The 19,825-nt window shown below is 48.1% G+C and carries 19 protein-coding genes and 1 pseudogene; 19 read left to right on the top strand and 1 reads right to left on the bottom strand.

Going from position 1 to position 19,825, the window contains the following annotated elements; translation table 11 throughout:
- The first annotated feature begins 53 nt into the window (after positions 1 to 53).
- The 3 genes from NLBNIHML_RS08525 to NLBNIHML_RS08515 all read left to right on the top strand — a co-directional run bounded on the left by NLBNIHML_RS08525 (position 54) and on the right by NLBNIHML_RS08515 (position 5,584).
- Complete coding sequence (locus NLBNIHML_RS08525; protein ID WP_494354155.1) at positions 54 to 1,238, top strand: exonuclease SbcCD subunit D; 1,185 nt, start codon at positions 54 to 56, stop codon at positions 1,236 to 1,238.
- On the top strand, positions 1,235 to 4,654 hold the full coding sequence (locus tag NLBNIHML_RS08520; protein ID WP_494354154.1) for an AAA family ATPase: 3,420 nt from the start codon (positions 1,235 to 1,237) through the stop codon (positions 4,652 to 4,654). The genes NLBNIHML_RS08525 and NLBNIHML_RS08520 overlap by 4 nt, the downstream gene beginning before the upstream one ends.
- Positions 4,655 to 5,239: 585 nt before the next feature.
- A complete protein-coding gene (locus NLBNIHML_RS08515; RefSeq protein WP_445252749.1) occupies positions 5,240 to 5,584 on the top strand; it encodes a hypothetical protein in 345 nt (114 codons plus the stop codon).
- Between the two features lie 764 nt (positions 5,585 to 6,348).
- On the opposite strand, the pseudogene NLBNIHML_RS08510 reads toward NLBNIHML_RS08515, so the two are convergent.
- Positions 6,349 to 6,474, bottom strand: a pseudogene (locus NLBNIHML_RS08510) (PLP-dependent transferase); the annotation flags it as partial.
- A gap of 127 nt (positions 6,475 to 6,601) precedes the next feature.
- On the opposite strand from NLBNIHML_RS08510, the gene NLBNIHML_RS08505 reads away from it, so the two are divergent.
- From NLBNIHML_RS08505 to recO, 16 genes are all read left to right on the top strand, one after another.
- Positions 6,602 to 6,961, top strand: coding sequence for a histidine triad nucleotide-binding protein (locus tag NLBNIHML_RS08505; protein ID WP_339236033.1), 360 nt, complete (start codon positions 6,602 to 6,604; stop codon positions 6,959 to 6,961).
- Positions 6,962 to 7,149: 188 nt separating this feature from the next.
- Entirely contained in the window at positions 7,150 to 7,323 is a 174-nt protein-coding gene (rpsU, locus tag NLBNIHML_RS08500) for a 30S ribosomal protein S21 (RefSeq protein WP_005547957.1), read from the top strand.
- A 15-nt stretch (positions 7,324 to 7,338) separates the two neighbouring features.
- On the top strand, positions 7,339 to 7,782 hold the full coding sequence (locus NLBNIHML_RS08495) for a GatB/YqeY domain-containing protein (protein ID WP_062835503.1): 444 nt from the start codon (positions 7,339 to 7,341) through the stop codon (positions 7,780 to 7,782).
- Between the two features lie 282 nt (positions 7,783 to 8,064).
- The gene (locus tag NLBNIHML_RS08490; protein WP_494354686.1) at positions 8,065 to 9,387 is read left to right on the top strand and encodes an NfeD family protein; all 1,323 of its coding nucleotides are present in this window, start codon (positions 8,065 to 8,067) and stop codon (positions 9,385 to 9,387) included.
- Between the two features lie 164 nt (positions 9,388 to 9,551).
- Positions 9,552 to 10,562, top strand: coding sequence for a flotillin-like protein FloA (floA, locus tag NLBNIHML_RS08485; protein ID WP_472476923.1), 1,011 nt, complete (start codon positions 9,552 to 9,554; stop codon positions 10,560 to 10,562).
- A gap of 13 nt (positions 10,563 to 10,575) precedes the next feature.
- Positions 10,576 to 11,190, top strand: coding sequence for a YqfB family membrane protein (locus NLBNIHML_RS08480; RefSeq protein ID WP_472476925.1), 615 nt, complete (start codon positions 10,576 to 10,578; stop codon positions 11,188 to 11,190).
- A gap of 180 nt (positions 11,191 to 11,370) precedes the next feature.
- Positions 11,371 to 11,664 carry a sporulation protein YqfC gene (yqfC, locus tag NLBNIHML_RS08475; protein ID WP_017687241.1) on the top strand — a complete coding sequence of 98 codons (294 nt, stop codon included), beginning with the start codon at positions 11,371 to 11,373 and terminating at the stop codon, positions 11,662 to 11,664.
- Positions 11,661 to 12,854: a sporulation protein YqfD gene (yqfD, locus tag NLBNIHML_RS08470; protein WP_339256476.1), complete on the top strand. Its 1,194-nt coding sequence runs from the start codon at positions 11,661 to 11,663 to the stop codon at positions 12,852 to 12,854. Before yqfC ends, yqfD begins: the two co-directional genes overlap by 4 nt.
- 6 nt (positions 12,855 to 12,860) lie before the next feature.
- On the top strand, positions 12,861 to 13,832 hold the full coding sequence (locus NLBNIHML_RS08465; protein WP_339236024.1) for a PhoH family protein: 972 nt from the start codon (positions 12,861 to 12,863) through the stop codon (positions 13,830 to 13,832).
- Positions 13,833 to 13,848: 16 nt separating this feature from the next.
- Positions 13,849 to 16,098, top strand: coding sequence for an HD family phosphohydrolase (locus NLBNIHML_RS08460; RefSeq protein ID WP_339236022.1), 2,250 nt, complete (start codon positions 13,849 to 13,851; stop codon positions 16,096 to 16,098).
- A gap of 51 nt (positions 16,099 to 16,149) precedes the next feature.
- A complete protein-coding gene (gene ybeY, locus NLBNIHML_RS08455) occupies positions 16,150 to 16,647 on the top strand; it encodes an rRNA maturation RNase YbeY (protein WP_036674804.1) in 498 nt (165 codons plus the stop codon).
- A complete protein-coding gene (locus NLBNIHML_RS08450; protein ID WP_017687246.1) occupies positions 16,647 to 17,018 on the top strand; it encodes a diacylglycerol kinase family protein in 372 nt (123 codons plus the stop codon). The genes ybeY and NLBNIHML_RS08450 overlap by 1 nt, the downstream gene beginning before the upstream one ends.
- A 291-nt stretch (positions 17,019 to 17,309) precedes the next feature.
- Entirely contained in the window at positions 17,310 to 17,723 is a 414-nt protein-coding gene (locus NLBNIHML_RS08445) for a cytidine deaminase (RefSeq protein ID WP_494354153.1), read from the top strand.
- 37 nt (positions 17,724 to 17,760) lie between these two features.
- Positions 17,761 to 18,660 carry a GTPase Era gene (era, locus tag NLBNIHML_RS08440; RefSeq protein WP_145151051.1) on the top strand — a complete coding sequence of 300 codons (900 nt, stop codon included), beginning with the start codon at positions 17,761 to 17,763 and terminating at the stop codon, positions 18,658 to 18,660.
- 104 nt (positions 18,661 to 18,764) lie between these two features.
- A complete protein-coding gene (locus tag NLBNIHML_RS08435) occupies positions 18,765 to 18,905 on the top strand; it encodes a YqzL family protein (RefSeq protein ID WP_091013993.1) in 141 nt (46 codons plus the stop codon).
- A 33-nt stretch (positions 18,906 to 18,938) separates the two neighbouring features.
- A complete protein-coding gene (gene recO / locus NLBNIHML_RS08430) occupies positions 18,939 to 19,691 on the top strand; it encodes a DNA repair protein RecO (protein ID WP_339236016.1) in 753 nt (250 codons plus the stop codon).
- Positions 19,692 to 19,825: the final 134 nt, after the last annotated feature.

The raw sequence follows: 19,825 nt of genomic DNA, 5'->3' as shown, positions 1-19,825 counted from the left end.
CTTGATCGGAATCAGAACCATGGATATCACATGGGAGAGGGGTGGAACGGACGATGCGTATTTTGCACACAGGGGACTGGCATTTGGGAAAAACGCTGGAAGGACGAAGCCGACTGCGTGAACAGGAGGATTTCGTTGATGAACTCGTCAGACTGGCGGATGAGCAGCAGGCGGATGCCATATTGATGGCTGGAGATGTGTATGATTCGGTGAATCCTCCCGCAGCTGCGGAGCAGCTTTTTTACGAAGCTGCAGCGCGTCTGACGGAGCATGGAAGACCTCTCGTGGTCATTGCAGGCAATCATGATCAGCCAGAACGTGTAGCTTCGGTTACGCCACTTGTGAACAGGCAGGGCATTACACTCGTAGGTATGCCTACTTCAGAAGCAGTGACCATCCATGCCAAGCGTACCGGAGAGACTGGACAGATTGCGGCATTACCTTATCCTTCTGAAGCCAGATTGAATGAATTGCTGACAACGGATGGGGACGAAAATGTGCTTCGCCAGGCATATAGTCACCGGGTGGGTATGTTAATGCAGCGTCTGGCAGCTTCTTTTCGCCCGGATACCGTGAATATGGCCATGAGTCATATCTATGTGCTCGGAGGCCTTGAGAGTGATTCGGAACGTCCGATTCAGATTGGTGGGGCCTACACGGTGGACCCTTCATCTCTATCGACTGGAGCACAATACACGGCACTTGGACATCTCCATCGAGCACAGGCTGTCAAAGGAGACGGTGTGATTCGATATAGCGGTTCTCCTCTCGCCTACAGCTTCTCGGAAGCAGGACAGAGCAAGTCTGTCACGATGGTTGATCTCGCACCGGGCGGATCAGCACAGGTAGAAGAAGTTTTGTTGACGTCCGGGCGTCCGCTTGTTCGCTGGAAGGCACGTGGCGGTCTGGCAGAAGTATATCGCTGGCTGGAAGAGGGACGTGATCCGGAGGCTTTTATTGACATGGAAGTATGGCTGGACGAGGCAATGTCTCTGAAGGAGATTCAACAGCTGCGAAAGTCACATGAAGGGATCATTCATATTCGCCCGGTGTATCCCGAGATGGCTGCAGCAGGACTTTTGGAGCAACGATCCGAGCTGCCGGTACATGAACTGTTCCGTAAATTCTATCAGCGTCAGACAGGCGGCGCACAGCCCGAAGACAGCCTGGTACAGCTTTTCCTTGAACTTGTGGATGAAGACGAGCCGGGTCTGCGTGAGGAGGTCGAGGAAAGATGAAGCCAATTCTACTGAAAGTTGCCGGACTTCAAAGCTATCGGGAGATGCAGGAGATTGATTTTACCGTGCTGACGGAGACGGGTCTATTCGGTATTTTCGGTCCAACGGGCAGTGGTAAATCTTCCTTGCTTGATGCCATCACACTCGCCATGTACGGCAAAGTGGAACGTGCGGTGAACGGGACGCAGGGCATTATGAATCATGCAGAGGATTCGTTGTCGGTTGCTTTTACATTTGAATTGATGTCGACTGAGGGTACTCGAAGATTCCGGGTAGAGAGACGTTTTAAACGAAATAATGAAGTGTCGGTAAGTAACACGATCAGCAAATTCATAGAGACGGTCCATGGCGAAGAGCAGGTACTTGCCGACAAATTGGCAGATGTGAATCGCTGCGTTGAAGAAGTGATCGGTTTGAAGATGGATGATTTTACACGGGCAGTGGTGCTTCCGCAAGGGAAGTTTGCCGAGTTTTTGTCACTCAAAGGTAGTGAGCGTCGCCAGATGCTGCAACGATTATTCCATCTGGAGAAGTATGGGGACCAGTTGGCCATCAAATTAAGTCGGCGGGTCAAGGATAATGATATGGTTCACCAATCCCTTGCTGCGGAGCAACAGGGACTTGGCAATGCCAGCAAGGAAACATTGGATGAGACGAAACGTCTTCTTCAAGCTGCTGTTCAGCAGTCTGAATTGTCCCGCAAAGCGCTGGATGAAGCTGCAAAGGAAGCCGAACAACTGGGTAAAATTCGTGAGTTAAGTCACGAACGGCAGGCTCGTACAGATGAACAGCAGAAGCTGAAGGCTCTGGAGCCACAGGTTGAGGCGGGCGAACAACGGCTGAAACAATCCGTTGCGGCAGATGCCATACTGCCTGCGTTGCAGACGGTTCGAGATGCTACAGCTACACAGAAGCAGCGGCAGGATATTGCCGAGACGGCTCATCAGCAAGCTCTGGAACATGAGCGTGTGGCTATTCAGGAATCGGAGAAGGCCGAGACGTCACGTAAGCAATTGACTGAGGAAGAACCGAAACTTATGCTGCGCCTGGAGCAGCTCGAACAAGCGAAAGAGCTGCAACGGGAACGGGATGGGCTTCAAGCCGATTGCTCGCGCCTTGCTCAGTTTCTGGAACAGGGGCAGGGCGAACAGACCGCGCTGGGACAGCAACTTGAAAAGGAAAAGGAGCTGCAGCAGCGCGGGCGCAAACGACGTGAGGAACTACAGGAGAGCCTCAAGCCGAATGAAGTGAAGTCAGAGGAACGCAGGCTTCTTCAGGCGGCGCTTGAACTGAAGCATCGTGTGGATACTGCTGCGGAGCAATTGCAGCAAAACAAGGCTGACATGCAAGCCTATAAGCAGTCGGCAGAGCAGGGAGCCGACAAGCTGAAGGCGGCGGCTGAGGAAGAGAGACGCCTGAGTGATCAGCGTCAGCATCTCGTGGAACAGGCGTCAGCAGGTCTTGAGGCCTTGCTTGCCTGTGAGCAGGACCTCAGCCGCGAACAGAGCCTGCTGGCCCTTGCGGAGGAACAGCTGCGTGGCACGATGCGCGAGCAGGAGCTGCACCAGCTGTCCTCCGCCTTGCGCGCCGAGCTGCGCGATGGCGAGCCATGCCCGGTGTGCGGCTCGCCGCATCACCCGCTCCCGGCTGCGCCGCCGGGAGAAGGTCCGCACGCAGGCGATGCGGACCTGGAACTGCTGCGCAGCCTGCACGCGGAGCTGCAGGAGCTGCGCTTTGGGCTGCGCCAGCAGCTGCACGAACGTCGCAGCCTGCTGACGCAGCTTGGCGCTGCGGCCGGCGAAGCTCCGGCCGCAGCCGAGGCCGCGCCTGCGGCAGCGGAGCCCGAGCCCGCCGGGTCGCCCGAATACGGGCGCTCCCCGGCAAGCTGGGCATCGCGTGCCGCTGCGCTGCGCGAAGCCGCGCAGGCGCTGGCTGCCGCAGCAGCGCCGCTCCAGGCCGAAGCCGCCGCGTTGCAGCAGGCGGCTGTGGGCGCGCAGCAGCGCCGCATGGAAGCGGCAGCTGCGCAAGAGGCCGGCCGTGCCGGGCTCGCCCAGGCGGAGCGCAAGCTGGCCGAGAGCGAGGCTGCAGCGGCTGCCTTGCAGGGCCGCTGGGCCGCGGAACTGCCGGGCATCGCTCAGGAGGAGGCCAAGGCCCTCTATCAGGCGATGCAGGAGCGCGATGCGCGCGCCGAAGACATCAAGGAACGTCTGAATAAAAGCGTGACGTTCCTTGAGGAGAAAGACCAGATCATTCAATCGCTCCAGCAGAAGCTGGTGGAATTGGACAAACAACTGATCCAGTGGCAAACGCAGTGGCAGGGCAATAACAAACTGCTCGCCGAGAAAGAAGAACGCTTGCGCCAGTGGGTTGGGGAGCAGCGGGTAGAAGACCTGATTGCTGCGGCTCAGGCTCGTCTGGATGGACTGCGCAAAGAAGCTGCGGAGTCAGCACAACGCTTCAAAGAAGCGGATCATCTGAAGCAGGAATCAGCCAAGAAAGATGTCATGGCTCAGCAGGCTGCCGCCTCGGCAACAGAGCATCTGCAACAGGCACAGGAACGGTGGAATCAATTGCTGGAACAATCCCCTTTCGACTCGGATGATGCCGTTGTGTCCGCGGCGATGCCTTCCCAGGAAGCGGAACAACTGGCGGGCGAGATCCAGCAGCACCGTGAACGTGAGCGTGAACTGGCATCCCAATTGCGTGAACTGGAACAAAAGCTGGGTGGTGCAGTTGTATCGGAGGAGCAGTGGTTAGCCTGCACTGAACGTTTGCAGCAGGTCCGGGCTCAGGATGAGGCTGCCCTACGTGCGAAAGCACGTGCAGAACGTGATCTGGAGGATGTGGAGCAGCGACATGTTCGCTGGACCGAACTGGAGAACAAGCGGTTGGAGGTCAGCCGTCAAGGCGAACTGCTCAGCAAACTTCAATCCGCATTCAGAGGTAATGCTTTTGTTGAATATATTGCGGAGGAACAACTGATGCAGGTCAGTCATGCGGCATCTCAGCGTCTGCGCTTCCTGACCAAACAACGTTATTCACTGGAGGTGGATTCCGGTGGTGGTTTTGTGATCTGTGATGATGCCAACGGAGGAGTCAAACGACCGGTATCGACGTTATCCGGTGGCGAGACGTTTTTGACTTCGTTGTCACTGGCCTTGGCACTGTCGGCCCAGATTCAGCTGCGAGGTCAGTACCCGCTTCAATTCTTTTTCCTGGATGAAGGGTTTGGTACACTTGACCCTGAGCTGTTGGATACTGTCATTACGTCTCTGGAAAAATTGCATGACGACCGATTGGCTGTTGGTGTAATCAGTCACGTACCTGAACTGCGTGCACGCTTGCCGCGCAAGCTTGTGGTGATTCCGGCAGGTGAGGCCGGAAACGGCTCACGGGTGGTCTTGGAGACCCTGTAGCGTGAAACGATGTAAGCAATATCACGGATAGAAGCGTTTCTTATAGTCCAAGCCACTGAATATTGAGGTTGTTCAAAAAGTCCGCTCTTGATTACGAAGGGTGTCTGGCGGCAGCATCATCCTCAACATCGAATATGAAGTATAGCCGAAATAAGTAGGGGCTTATATTGATGCCTGGGGAAACATTGCAGTTGCTCAGGTAGCTTTTTACGCTCCCTACGACATTTCTGGCTTTATGCCATCTTTTTGGTGCTAAAAAAGACCTTTTGAACACGCACTATTACCGAATATTATTATTGTAAAAATATTTCTTTTCTTGCTTGTATGACATAACGGAGTGAGTTTCATCACAGATACAGGTTCATCCCGCTGTTATACTACAGTTAAGCCGACAAACCTTATTTAAGTACCCCGGCGGACATCTGATCAGGACGTATCCTGAATAGATGTCCGCGCAGCAGACTTCTAAGGAAGCCGCTCACGGGGTGCTTCTTTTTTTGTGTTTTCTCGTCGGTAGTGTCAATTCGCCCAGTTCTGAATACCATGAAAAGGTGATCAAGAGCAGAATCAGGGAGGCGTTGGCAAGTGGAAAAAGTGGAAGCGAAGAAATTATGCAAGGCACACATGCACCGTTATGTATGTGTACAGATGAATGACGGTATGCACTACGATGGCATAATGGAAAATGTGGATGACGAAATGATCTACCTGGCTGTTCCCGTTGGACCGGAAGCCATGATGAATCATGCGAACTGGGCTCCAAATGCCATGCCTGGAGGGAACTATCCAATAGGTCATACTCGCGGATTTTATCCAGGTTACGGCTACCCTACGCCTTATCCATATTATGGTTATGGACGTAGACGTTTTAACCGTCTGGTGCTCCCGTTATTTGCGCTTACGGCGTTAACCCTTTTACCGTACTATTGAAATTGAGAAATAAAGGCATACGAACAGTGAGTCATTTTCATGTTCCTTAACGCCTTTGAAAAAGAACAGCTCAGGATGAATATGTTTCATTCGTGGAAAGAAACTACCATGCAGTATGAAATAGAGCGGTTTTATCACATACGGAGTCTCAGCCTGATGTATCGCGACCTGTCATTGCAATACAACTGGCAACATACCGAACATCCCAAAGGTCATGCCTTTGCAGAAGCGAACTTCTGTAAGGCATGACCTTTTTTTGGACCCTAATTAGGGAAAGGTCGATGATAAGTGGAATGGCATATACCGTGTAGTTAACCTGCTGAAAGCAGAAGCGAGCCTTCACGTGTTCGTAGCAGCAAACGGCGAATCGTATTCTGAATATGCGAAAAGCGAGAATGTACCCATGTGTGAGCAACAATCAAGACACCGCATGGCTTTAATTCTCTATTTAATACTCTATTCCGATAAGAAGCTTCGTTTCGGGTGAAATTGATGCTGTTCTCATGCCTTACGGTTGGAGGAGAAGAGCATGATGTGAGCACTAAAGAATCTGAGGCATCTTCTACAAGGTTTTGAAGCGTCAGCAGCAATCTAAAGAATCTGGGACACGCTATAACCGGATAAACAGCCATTTCCAGCATTGTTGTGAGGTTATTTTGGGAAATAACGTGTCTGATGTTCCTTATAATTTTGAAATGAGAGCCTGACCCCAATTAAGAGGTCCTGTGTTCCTTAGAAAATCGTCAACTTTCCATTCGCGAGTATCAGCCCAGCATGGACTGCAAAATGCCCTTAACTTGATGAAGTTTCAGATCCTCAAGTAAATCCTCCACATCCTCGATCCCAACGGAGATACGAATCAAACCATCCGTGAGCCCCAATTCTTGCCGACATTTATAGGAGATGCAGAGTTGACATAGATCACCTGATTGTGTGACTGGACATTGGACGTGAGTTTGTACTTCTAGTATGATAGAAGGGAATACATACATTGGGATACAAAGGAGGGTATGAACTATGGATTGCTTATTTTGCAAAATTGTAGAGGGCACCATTCCCTCCAATAAAGTACTGGAGAATGACCATGTTATCGTGTTTCATGACATCCAGCCCGCTGCACCGACACATGTGCTTGTCATTCCGAAGAAACATATTGCTTCCATGAATGAAGTTACTGCAGAAGATCTGCCTTTGATCGGTGAGATTCATCTGGCTGCTCAAGAAGCAGCCAAGCGTCTTGGCGTGGATGAAACAGGATATCGCTTAATCAACAATTGTGGTAAGGATGGAGAACAAACTGTTCATCATCTGCATTATCATTTGTTGGGTGGTACAAGACTTGGCGTGTTAACAAGCCTGTCGGATTCTCACCAATAACGAGCTAATGGGTACTACTATTGAGGATTTAGTCATATGCATGAAGTCCATGGATATGTGACCAAACGCTCATATAAATAAGTGATCATTACATTGAGGTTGACACCTTTATTACCTTTCGCCTATAATGAAAGATGATGAACCGTGTTATTGCTCTTGGACGGTCTGGTCGGAGGGAGGGAAAACTGGTGTCTGAAACTAAAGTTCGCAAAAACGAGACTATTGATGCTGCACTTCGTCGTTTTAAACGCTCCATCGCTAAAGATGGCGTATTGGCTGAGGTGAAGAAACGTAAGCATTATGAGAAGCCAAGCGTAAAGCGCAAGAAAAAGTCCGAGGCTGCTCGTAAGAGAAAGTTTTAGGAGGATTTTAACTACATGAATCTTAGCGAACGATTGAACGAAGATATGAAGCAAGCGATGAAGAGTAAGGACAAGTTCAGACTCTCCAACATTCGGTTGATTCGTTCGACGATCAAGAATCTTGAAATAGATTTGAAAAGAGATTTGGATGACAACGAAGTGCTTGATATTCTGAGTCGTGAAATCAAACAGCGCAAAGATGCCCTCCAAGAATTTGACAAAGCGGGCCGTGAAGACCTCGCGGCAAATGCTAAAGCGGAAATTGAAGTACTCATCCAGTACCTTCCCGCACAGCTTTCCGAAGAAGAAATTAAAGTTATTGTACAGCAGACCATCCAGGAAACCGGTGCTTCTTCGAAAGCCGAGATGGGGAAAGTTATGGCGGCCCTTATGCCGAAAGTTAAAGGCAAAGCGGACGGCAAACTGGTGAATCAAGCAGTTCAACAATTCCTGCAATAAAGCAAATCAATAAACACCTTCTGACTTGTCAGAAGGTGTTTTTTCCATTTATTCTAATTCAGGATGTTCTTAGGGAAGTCGAATTTCTTTTTAATGGTTAATATATATGATTATGGTTTTATATTCTTGCAATTGATCAAGTTTTCAAATATAATTTTAAGATTTTGAAACGAAATGTTGCATTGCACGTAATAAATACCATAAGCTGGACAGTATAACATTAATGGAAAAGGGGGGACTATTGTGAAGGGAAAGCGCCGGAAGAAGCTTACGGGGCCATTGATGCTCTTAATGCTGCTGACGCTGTTGCTTCCTGTCTGGATTGGATCACCGTCAGCGCATGCAGCTGAGAAGAGTGGCGCCGTATATATTATTCCGGTTGATAAACCAATCGAGCAGGGACTTGGCAAGTTCATGGAACGCGGGTTCAAGGAAGCGGAAAAGATGGACGCTGGCCTGATCGTTCTTGATATCAATACGCCAGGAGGTCGTGTAGACACTGCGGAAGCGTTGGGTATCCTGATCAAGGACAGTCCGATTGAGACTGTTGCATTTGTCCGTGGAGATGCTGCTTCAGCCGGAAGTTTTCTGGCCCTGAATGCAGATAAGATCGTAATGTCACCAGGCAGTATGATTGGTGCGGCAGCCATGGTGGACAGTACGGGTAAACATGTTGATGATCCGAAGCTTGTTGCATTCTGGAAAAGCAAAATGCAGGGAGCGGCTGAAATCAGTGGTCGTGATGGCAAGATTGCAGCTGGAATGACGGATGTTAACATCGTTGTTGAAATGCCAGAGATCAATAAAACCAAGCAAAAAGGTGAAATTATTGCGCTCTCGGCTGAAGAAGCGCTGAAAGTTGGTTATGCCGACCACATCAGCAACACACCGGAGGAAGCAGCAGCTTGGCTCGGTTACAGTCAGGATGATGTATTTAAGGTGGAACGAACGACAGCGGAGAATATCTCATCTTTTCTTACTAATCCCGTTGTCATGACAGTACTTCTATTCCTCGGAATCGCAGGTGTGGCCATTGAATTGATCGTTCCTGGTTTTGGGGTTCCTGGTATTGTAGGTATCGTGTGTTTCGTGTTGTATTTCTCGGGTAATTACATTGCGGGATTTGCCGGAGCAGAGACATGGGTGCTATTTACTGTCGGACTCATCCTGATGATTCTAGAGATGTTCATACCAAGCATGGGTATTCTTGGTATTCTGGGATCCATTGCGCTAGTAGCAGGTGTTGTGAGAGCTGCTTATGATACAAGCGATGCATTTGTGTCATTGGGTATTGCTTTCGGAGCAGCAGTGGTAGTTATTGCTATTATTGCAGTGCTGTTTAAAGATCGAGGGATATGGAATCGATTTATCCTGAGTGACAGTCTCTCTGCGGAACGTGGATACTCATCTGCTACGGAACGCAAAGAGTTGATTGGACTGCAAGGAATCAGTCTGACACCGCTTCGCCCATCTGGAACAGCGATGTTTGATGGCGAACGAATTGATGTTGTGACCGATGGTGACTTCATTCCAGTTGATACACCGATTATTGTAATTAAAGCGGAAGGTACCCGGATTGTCGTTCAACAAGCACTACCGGTGTAACTCGCTTTGTTGTCGAAGCGTATTAACACTTCGGCAATGTACATAACCACTTAAGCTGAAGCTGCCAGCGAGGTGGTGCAATGTTTTATTTTAGCAGCGCACTCATGAATGTCTTCTCTGACTGTCTTTATCAAATTCAAATTGCAAATGGAGGAAATTAAACAATGGACACATCTACGATTACGATTTTGCTCATTGCGGTAGTAGGTATTATCGTATTGAGCGTATTCTTCAGCTTTTTCCCGGTTATGCTCTGGGTTTCGGCGATTGCATCCGGCGTACGCGTAAGCATTATTACACTGGTAGCGATGAGACTGAGACGTGTAACGCCCAGCCGTATCGTTAATCCAATGATTAAAGCAACCAAAGCCGGTCTTAAACTCTCAATGAACCAACTGGAAAGCCACTTCTTGGCTGGTGGTAACGTTGACCGCGTTGTAAATGCTCTGATTGCTGCACAACGTGCGAACATTCCACTGGAATTTGAACGTGCTGCTGCCATTGACCTCGCAGGTCGTGACGTATTGCAAGCTGTACAAATGAGTGTAAATCCTCGAGTAATTGAAACGCCAGTCGTTTCCGCAGTAGCCAAAGATGGTATTGAAGTTAATGTTCGAGCAAGAATTACAGTTCGTGCTAATATTGACCGACTTGTCGGTGGTGCTGGTGAAGAGACAATTATCGCCCGTGTTGGTGAAGGTATCGTAAGTACGAACGGTTCGGCGGACTCTCATAAAGAAGTATTGGAAAATCCAGATCTGATCTCACGTACTGTTTTGTCTAAAGGGCTTGATTCCGGAACTGCATTTGAAATTCTGTCTATTGACATTGCGGACGTTGATGTAGGTAAGAACATTGGTGCCTTCTTGCAAACGGAGCAGGCAGAAGCAGACAAACGAATCGCTCAGGCTAAAGCGGAAGAGCGTCGTGCAATGGCCGTAGCACAAGAGCAAGAGATGAAAGCACGCGTTGTAGAAATGAGAGCACGCGTGGTTGAATCGGAATCCGCAGTACCACTTGCAATGGCAGAGGCTTTGCGTAGTGGGAAAATTGGTGTTATGGATTACATGAATCTAAAAAATATTGAAGCGGATACTCAAATGCGCAATACATTGGGAAAACCTGGTGAAGGTTCGAATTCCAACGATCAGGGTGATTCCAAAAACGGAAGATAGGCGGTGAATGCATATGGGCCTATTTGAATGGATTTTTAATAATCTGTACATTGTAGCTGTTATTGGTTTTGCACTCTTTTCCTTCTTGGGAAAAGCGGCTAAATCTGCTGATCCGAATAAAAAGCGTCCAGGCAATGGGATGCCAACGTTCGGAGGCAGCGGTGACTCGGAGCGTTCACCTGCTTCTCAGACCTCAACGCAGCAATCTTCACGGACTGAGTCTTCCCGTGAAATTCGATACGATGAACCGTATGAGAATCAGTATGATGAACCTTATGAAAACCAATATAATGAAGACCATTACGATCAGCCTAATGAAGGACATTCGAATTCTTCGCGACCTTCAGATGAGGTAGGTAGTCGAGATTTCAGTGGCGGGATGGAACGTTCGCTTGACCAACAAAAGAAAGAATTTGAGAGGCAACAACGTTTGATTCATGAAAGGCTAAATCGCTTTTCTCCTTCGAACAAACCAGTTGTGTCTGATTCTAGTTGGGATCAAGTTGACACAAGTGATTCGGGAAATTCCCAACTTCGTCCTGAAGATATTCGTAAGGGCGTCATATGGGCAGAAGTATTGGGTCCGCCCCGTTCCAAGCAACCGTTTGGTACAAGAGGGAAACTGTAAAGAGGTTAAACTGTTGGACGGAATTAGAGCCGTCTCTGGTGAGCATGAAGCCGCCAGAGATGGCTTTTTCTGTGTTCAATCCTTTTTTCTCAACATTCGTCCCTAACACGCCCCGGAATTTTCATAATTTCATGAATCTGCGCATAAGTTGAACTGTAGAGGAAGGGGGAAGACCTTCGAATGACCCGGATCAGCCGCAAGCTGCGCAGATGGACCAGTGAAGTGTTGGATCTGCCGCAGGATGTGCTTTATGATATGCCACGGTTAACCCTGATCGGCAGTAAGCAACTGTATATAGAGAATCATCGCGGTGTCATCCATTTCACCCCGGATCGCATCGTGTTGGCTCTTTCCCAAGGCCAATTGGAGATCAAAGGAACTGCCTTGGTGATACGTAACATTTTGCCGGATGAAGTAGCTGTTGAAGGAACGATTCTGGATATTCATATGAATGGAGTGGAGGGGAACGGATGAAGCAGCCCAGTCTGTCTAAACTGCGGGGAGCAGTCCGAATCACGGTCACTGGGGGAGACATTGAAACATTGATCAACACGGTGGCAGAGCAGGGATTGGAAGTGTGGAACCTGCGTGCTCACGATGGACGCGTGGCAGAGATGAACATTCTGCTGCCGCATTTTTTCAGGCTGCGTCCTGTGTTGAAACGGACAGGCTGCAGAGTGAAAGTGACCCACCGCAGCGGTTTCCCCTTTTTTGCAGCCCGATTATTACGCAGGAAGTTCTTTCTTGGGGGAATGCTGTTTTTTGTAGCAGCTTTGTTTGTGTTGTCATCCATGGTATGGGATGTAGAGGTCAAGGGTAACGTTACCATTCCTACGGACGAGGTGCTCGCAGCAGCGAAGAAAGAGGGGATATATCCTTTCCAATGGGGGTTCCGCTTGCCAAGCCAAGACAAGCTCTCCAGACAGCTTGCACTCGCTCTTCCGGATGTAACCTGGATTGGCGTGAGCAAAGAGGGGACAACCATTACCATTCAGGTCGTGGAATCGGCGCAACCCAAGCGCGAGCCATTACTGAATCCCCGACATCTGATCAGCAAATCAGATGCTGTTGTCACTCAAATCTATGCGGAGCAGGGACGCCCTGTTGTTCAGAAGGACATGCGTGTCAAAAAGGGTCAGGTATTAATATCGGGGATTCTCGGGGATGAGGAGAACACCAAAACCATCGTTGCCAAAGGCGAAGTTCGTGGTCTGGTATGGCGTGAGTATCAGGTAGAGGTCCCGTTGGTGCAAAAACATAACACAATGACAGGTGAGAGCAAAGAACGTTTTTACATGGTACTGGGAAAATGGGCGATCCAACTGTGGGGGTACGGAAGTACACCGTTCAGTTCATTTGATACCGAGAGTAATCACAGACCATTGACGTGGCGATCCTTCACACTCCCGATGGGTTGGCTGACAGAGAAAGATCTGGAGACCCGAGAGCATGAGGAGCAGCAGACGATAGAATGGGCCAGAACGAAAGGATTAGAAGGAGCAAGGAACGATATTATTGCCAAAAACGGTAAAGGAACGAAAATTATAAGTGAAAAAATTTTGCATGAGAAGAAAGAGAATGGTAAAGTTTATATGAAAGTCTTATTTGAAGTAGAAGAAAGCATTGCGGAGGAACTTCCGCTAGTCCATAGTCAAGGAGAATGAGGATATTTGTCAGAGCAAACACGCAGCATACAAATCTCGCTCCAGAGTGCGGGAGAGGGTCAATCTCTTTTTGGACCCCAAGATACTTTTCTTAAACTGATTGAATCCGAGATTCCCGCCCAGATTGCATCCCGCGAAGCGGAAATTGTGATTTTTGGCAGCACACAGCAGGTGGAATCGCTTGAACAATTATTTGATGTGTTACTGCAATTGATACGCAACGGATATGTGTTAACTGAAAGAGATGTGAAGTATGCAATTGAACTTGCCAAGGATATGCGGGCAGACCAGCTACTGGATCTGTTTAAGGGCGAGATTACAACGACATACCGAGGTAAACCAATCCGTGTCAAAACCATTGGACAGAAGCACTATGTAACTACAATTAAAAAACGTGATATTGTATTTGGCATTGGTCCTGCCGGTACGGGTAAAACCTACCTTGCTGTTGTACTGGCTGTTGCCGCAATCAAAGAGGGCAGCGTCAAACGCATTGTACTTACACGGCCTGCGGTTGAAGCGGGCGAGAGTCTTGGGTTTTTGCCAGGTGATCTTCAGGAAAAGGTAGACCCGTATCTGCGACCGCTGTATGATGCCCTGTATGACGTTATGGGACAAGAACAGACCGCGAAGGCACTGGAGCGTGGGTTAATCGAAATTGCACCACTTGCCTACATGCGGGGGCGTACCTTGGATGACTCGTTCATCATTCTTGATGAAGCACAGAACACAACGCCGGAACAGATGAAGATGTTTCTGACCCGTCTTGGTTTTGGCTCCAAAATGGTTATTACCGGAGACGTGACACAGATTGATTTACCGCGTGGTAAGAAATCCGGGCTTGTGGAAGCGAATACGATCTTGAACGAAGTTGAAGAGATCGGATTTGTGCATTTTGCCGAGCAAGATGTTGTGCGGCATTCTCTCGTCCAGAAAATTATCGTGGCTTACAACCACGCCGCAGAAAATCAAGCATAGAAAGGGATTGTCTAAAGTGACCTCGAAGGAACCGTCAAAAGGCAAATCTTTTCAGAATAAGGCTACAGGATGGAAGTATAGCGTGTGGGCACGCTATCTTCTGTTTTTGTTTCTGGTGATTCTTTTCTACGTGAGTCTGGCTTCCAAGCTGCTCCCTGAGCGGTATGATATTCAGGAAGGTACACGGAGTGAAGTGGATATTGCTGCGCCCATGCAGATTCCGAACAACAAGGCTACACTCAAAGCGCAGGAAGAAGCTGCTGAACGAGTACAGCCGATATTTCAGATCGTGCAGATGCGAAACGAAAATCTGATGACAACCCTGCTTGATCGTGTAGATCGATTGAATCAGGATGATCAGATTTCAAGTCAGGACAAAATTGATATTTATCGGGATGAAATTCCGCAGCGTCATAAGGACTTTGTGACCAACTATATCAATAATAATCGGAAAGCCGGTACATACTCCGAGACTCTGTTGGAAGAGATCAGAAATGTGGTACAGGAGCAAAGTTACCGTATTCCCGAAGAAACCTACATCAAAATCTCGCGCCTGACATCGGATGATATCCAGGAGATGAAACCAGTTGCGAGGGATATTGTTTCCCGGTTAATGACGGATCAGATCAGCGATGCAACCACTGCCCGTGCCAAAGTAGCCGAGATGGTAAGTGTCAGCTCTCTTAGTAAGCGTACGCAACGTGAGGTAGTGCAAGAGCTTGCCCGCCTCGTAGTGACCGCTAACCGCTTCTACGATGAAGAGGGAACCAAGGAAGCGAAGGTTCAGGCACGTGAGAACACGCAAACCGTCTTTATCAAGCAAGGGGACACCTTAGTTGCCAAAGGTGAGATGATCACCCCGGAGATGTATACTTTGCTGGGTGAGAATGATTTGCTGAAAAACGAAGTGAACTACTGGCCACAGCTTGGTCTTCTTATGTTTTCCTGCCTGTTGTCGGCAGCAATACTGATGTATATTCAGCAATGCAGCGGAACGCATTTCAAATATAATAATGCGCAGCTGTTGATGCTTGTTCTCATTTTTATTATTACGATAGTGGTTATGCATGTGACGGCGATTATTCAAACCAATGAGAGGTCGTATGTAGGCTTCCTTGCACCTGTTGCGGTAGGGGCAATGTTAATTGCACTGCTGCTGGATACGTCACTTGCCTTTGTATGTTCGATCTTGATCGGTATGTTATCCAGCATCATTTTGAACACCCATCAGGGTCAACTTTTTGACTTTGAATTAGGATTCTTCGCCGTGCTCGTGTCGTTTGTTGCGATTTTCGCTACCCATAAGGCCAGTCAGCGATCTACGATCCTGAAAGGGGCTATTATGGTCTGTCTGTTCGGGTCGATAGCCGTCTTCACCCTGGCTTTGATTGACTCGGGCGATTGGAACCGAACTACGACATTGTATGGCGTTGGGTTTGCATTTGCGGGGGGCGTTTTGACAGCCATACTGGTCATTGGGCTGATGCCATTTTTCGAAACATCGTTTGGTATCTTGTCAGCACTCAAACTGGTGGAACTGTCTAATCCGAACCATCCCCTTCTACGCAAGTTGCTTACGGAGACACCGGGTACCTATCATCACAGCGTTATGGTGGGGAATCTGTCCGAAGCTGCAGCAGAAGCCATTGGAGCTAACGGATTGCTGTGCCGAGTGGGTTCGTATTATCATGATATTGGCAAGACGAAGCGTCCCATCTATTTTATTGAGAATCAGAACAATATGGAGAACCCGCATGATTCAATTGATCCAAAACTGAGCAAATCCATTATTGTTGCTCATGCACGCGATGGGGTGGAAATGCAGAAGGATTACAAGCTGCCTAAACCTATTCGGGATATTGCGGAACAGCATCACGGAACGACCTTTCTCCACTTTTTCTATCACAAAGCACTGCGTCAGGCGGAAGAAGCGGGAGTTGAACCTGATTTTACTGAAGAAGATTTCCGTTACCCTGGGCCGAAGGCGCAGTCCAAGGAATCTGCTATTGTTGGCATTGCCGATAGTGTGGAGGCTGCTGTGAGATCTTTGCGCAAACCGACCGTGGAGCAAGTGGAATCCATGATTGAGAAGATTATTAAAGGTCGATTGGATGATCATCAATTCAATGATTGTGATCTTACGATGCGCGAACTGGATATCGTCGCCAGAACATTGAAGGAAACGGTGATGGGTATCTTCCACTCCAGGATAGAATATCCGGAGGAGATTAAGAAACCAAAGCCGACTTCACCCGAAGCGGGTTGATTTCACTTTTTGAAGAACCTCTAATATTGAGCAGACAGGAGTTATGTTAGAATGAGTCTTAATCTGGCATGGAATAATGAACAACAGGATAAAGAAATTACAGAACCGATGATTGCGATGCTGGAACAGTTGCTGAATCTCGCCGGAGAAGCGGAAGGTGTTGCAGACGGGGAAGTGGCTCTGACTTTTGTGAACGATGAGCAGATCCATGAGTTGAATCGTGATTATCGCGGTATTGACCGTCCTACGGATGTATTGTCTTTTGCGATGAACGAAACGGTGGATGAAGAGCTTGATATTATCTATGAGCTTGACGAAGATGAAGAAATGGAAGAAATGCCGGATGTTCTTGGAGACATCATCATTTCCGTACCACGGACCATCCTGCAAAGCGAGGAGTATGGACACTCTTTTGAACGTGAACTTGGTTTTCTGTTTGTCCATGGTTTTTTACACCTTCTCGGATATGACCATCAGGATGAGGCAAGTGAGGCTGAAATGATGGGTAAACAAGAAGCGGTATTGGCCCAGGCCGGGTTGACACGATAATGAAAAGGCGCTCCTGGGGTCTGGTATTCCGCAATGCTGCGGAAGGAATCGCATATGGGTTGCGGACTCAGCGTAATGTGAGAGTTCACACGGGAGTGGCTATTTTGATGTGTGTAGCCGGCTTTTTTTTCAGAATCTCAAGAACGGATTGGATGTTTGTGCTGACCGCTGTCTTTTTGGTCCTGGTGACTGAATTGATGAATACGGCTGTAGAGGCAGCAGTTGATTTGGCACATCCCCATATCCATCCGCTGGCAAAAGCGGCGAAGGATACCGCGGCCGGGGCAGTTCTGCTGGCTGCGGTATTCGCCGTCATCATCGGTTGTATCGTTTTTATTAAGCCGGTGATGAGCTGGCTGGGTCTTTACTGATTTTGATTCGTTCTGTGATTTTAATACTACACAACTTTATAAAGTTAGACCTTGTTTAAGTTGAACTTGTAGACGTTACACGATAACGAAGAGGACAGAAATAAACCTGTAGAAGCGAAGCGTTCGCCTTTATCACCGGATTTTCACTTTGGAAAAGTGAATCAAAAAATCTGGGGATAACAGCGATCGAAGGGTTATTCTGGACTCGGAGTGGCTAGTGTAACATTGGCTTTGGTTGAACTTAATTCGTAGGCAGTAGCTTTATATTGCACCCTAAGGGAGAGAATATTGATGGATAATGGTTTGCTAATGCAAGAAGCAATTAAGGCGCGTACGAAGGCATATACGCCTTACTCCCATTTTGGTGTAGGTGCAGCGCTGCTTGACAGTGAAGGACATGTGCATCATGGTTGTAATATTGAGAATGCTGCGTATACTCCAGGCAACTGTGCTGAACGTACAGCGATGTTCAGTGCCATTGCAGGTGGGCAGAAACCTCGCAGCTTCAAAGCGATTGCCATTGTGGGAGATACGGATGGTCCGATTGCTCCATGTGGTGTATGTCGTCAGGTGATGTACGAATTGTGTGAACCCGATATGAAAGTCATCTTGGGGAATATGAACGGTGATCTGCAAGAGACCACCGTTGCTGAACTGTTACCTTGGGCTTTTGGGCCTTCTGATCTGAATTCTGCCAAAAAATAAACCAATATTCCAGGCCTAGGCGCCTGAGGAGGAACATATGAAAAAACAAGCATTTAAATCCGGTTTTGTAGCTATTATTGGACGTCCGAACGTAGGTAAATCCACACTGATGAACCAGGTGATCGGACAGAAAATCGCGATCATGTCGGACAAGCCGCAAACCACTCGTAATAAAATTCATGGTGTGTACACATCCGAACATCAGCAAATCGTATTCCTCGATACCCCGGGGATTCACAAACGTCAATCCAAACTGGGCGATTACATGAATCAGACTGCTCTGAACACGCTTGGAGAAGTGGAAGCAGCACTATTCCTGATTGACGCTTCGGAAGGTATGGGTGGCGGTGACCGTTATATTGCGGAACAGTTGAAAAATATCCGTACACCGGTCATTCTTGTCATGAATAAAATTGACAAAATCGAGCCGGAAGCGCTGCTTCCTCTTATCGAGGAGTATCGCAAGTTACATGATTTCGCTGAAATCGTGCCTGTTTCTGCCATGCTCGGCAGTAATGTAAGCACCTTATTGGAACAGCTCGGCAAGTATTTGCCAGAAGGTCCACAGTACTATCCGGATGACCAGGTTACTGACCATCCAGAGCAGTTTGTATGTGCGGAATTGATTCGTGAGAAAATTTTGCAGATGACTCGCGAAGAAGTACCACACTCCATCGCGGTAACGATTGAGGATATGAAAGTACAAGATAACGGTGTCGTTTATATCTCAGCCGTCATTTTTGTGGAACGGGATTCGCAAAAAGGAATCATCATCGGGAAGCAGGGTGCCCTTTTGAAAGAAGTGGGTAAACGAGCTCGTCATGATATCCAAAATCTGCTCGGCTCCAAAATTTTCATGGATCTGTGGGTTAAAGTGAAAAAAGACTGGAGAAATCAGGATCGAGTTCTGCGTGATCTTGGCTTTGGCCGCGAATAATCACCGGATTTGTATCCAGTAATTGCAACACATAGTTTACCTTGCAAGACTCCATCCTATTTGGTAGATGCAGACGTCATTTCCGAAGAGAGGATGAAATTCCGATGCGAGATTTTTCGTGGAAGGTTTTTGCGATGACGGGGGATGTAGAGTCCTATTTGTTATATACCGAGGCGTGTAACTCGTTAGGACAGGAGTCGGATCATGCAAGGGAAGTGATTGAAGATGAAGAAGCCGAAGGATAATTGGCTGATTCGGGAATGGTTAGGTGACGAGGCATGCTATACAGGGTGGAAGGGATTGTCATCCGCAGCATGGACTACGGCGAAGGGAACAAAATCATTACGCTTTGCACCGAAAGCGGCGGGAAAGTAGGGGTACTCGTCCGCGGTGCCAAAAAGCCCAAGAGCCGACATGCTGCACTGGTGCAGCCGTTTACGTATGGTCAATATGTATATTTTCGCAATACAGGTCTAGGCACACTGAACGCTGGAGAAATTGTTGAATCCTATCATGAGTTGCGTGAAGATCTGGTCAAGGCCTCTTATGCTTCTTATGCGTGTGAACTATTGGATCGTGTACTTCAGGATGAAGAGACAGGTGCTTTTTGGTTCAAGCAGTTGAAGGCGTGCTTGCAAGCGTTGAAGGAGGAGAAAGATCCGATTGTCATAACAAGTCTGTACGAAATGAAGATATTACAGGCAGCCGGTTATGGTCCGCAGTTTGACGAGTGCATCTCCTGCAATCAGGAGCGACCGGATGAGCAGTTGTTTGTAAGTCCAAGACTTGGTGGTGTCCTGTGTCGTGCATGCAAACATTTCGATCCTCCAGCGATGTCAGTCAGTCCAAAGGCTCTGAAATTGTTACGTTTGTTCGCACAGTTGGATCTGCAGCGTTTGGGAAATATATCAGTGAGTGAATCTACCCGTGATGAGATCAAAAAGCTGATGCGTGCTTTTATGGATCATCAGCTTGGTCTGAATCTTAAATCCCGTTCTTTCCTCGATCAGATGGAGAAGTACGGGATTTGAGGCGTTTTTGTGGAAGTGAAACTATATCTTGACTTCATACTAGATTTTATATATTATGAAATATAATTTCTCTTTATGAGACATGCATTGAACGAGAGAGTAGAAGTCTGGATTTATTGCATTTATGGAGACAA

It is taken from the genome of Paenibacillus sp. JNU01 (assembly GCF_059130585.1).
Note: the sequence above shows the minus strand (reverse complement) of the source record. Positions and strands in the feature narration are given on the sequence as shown.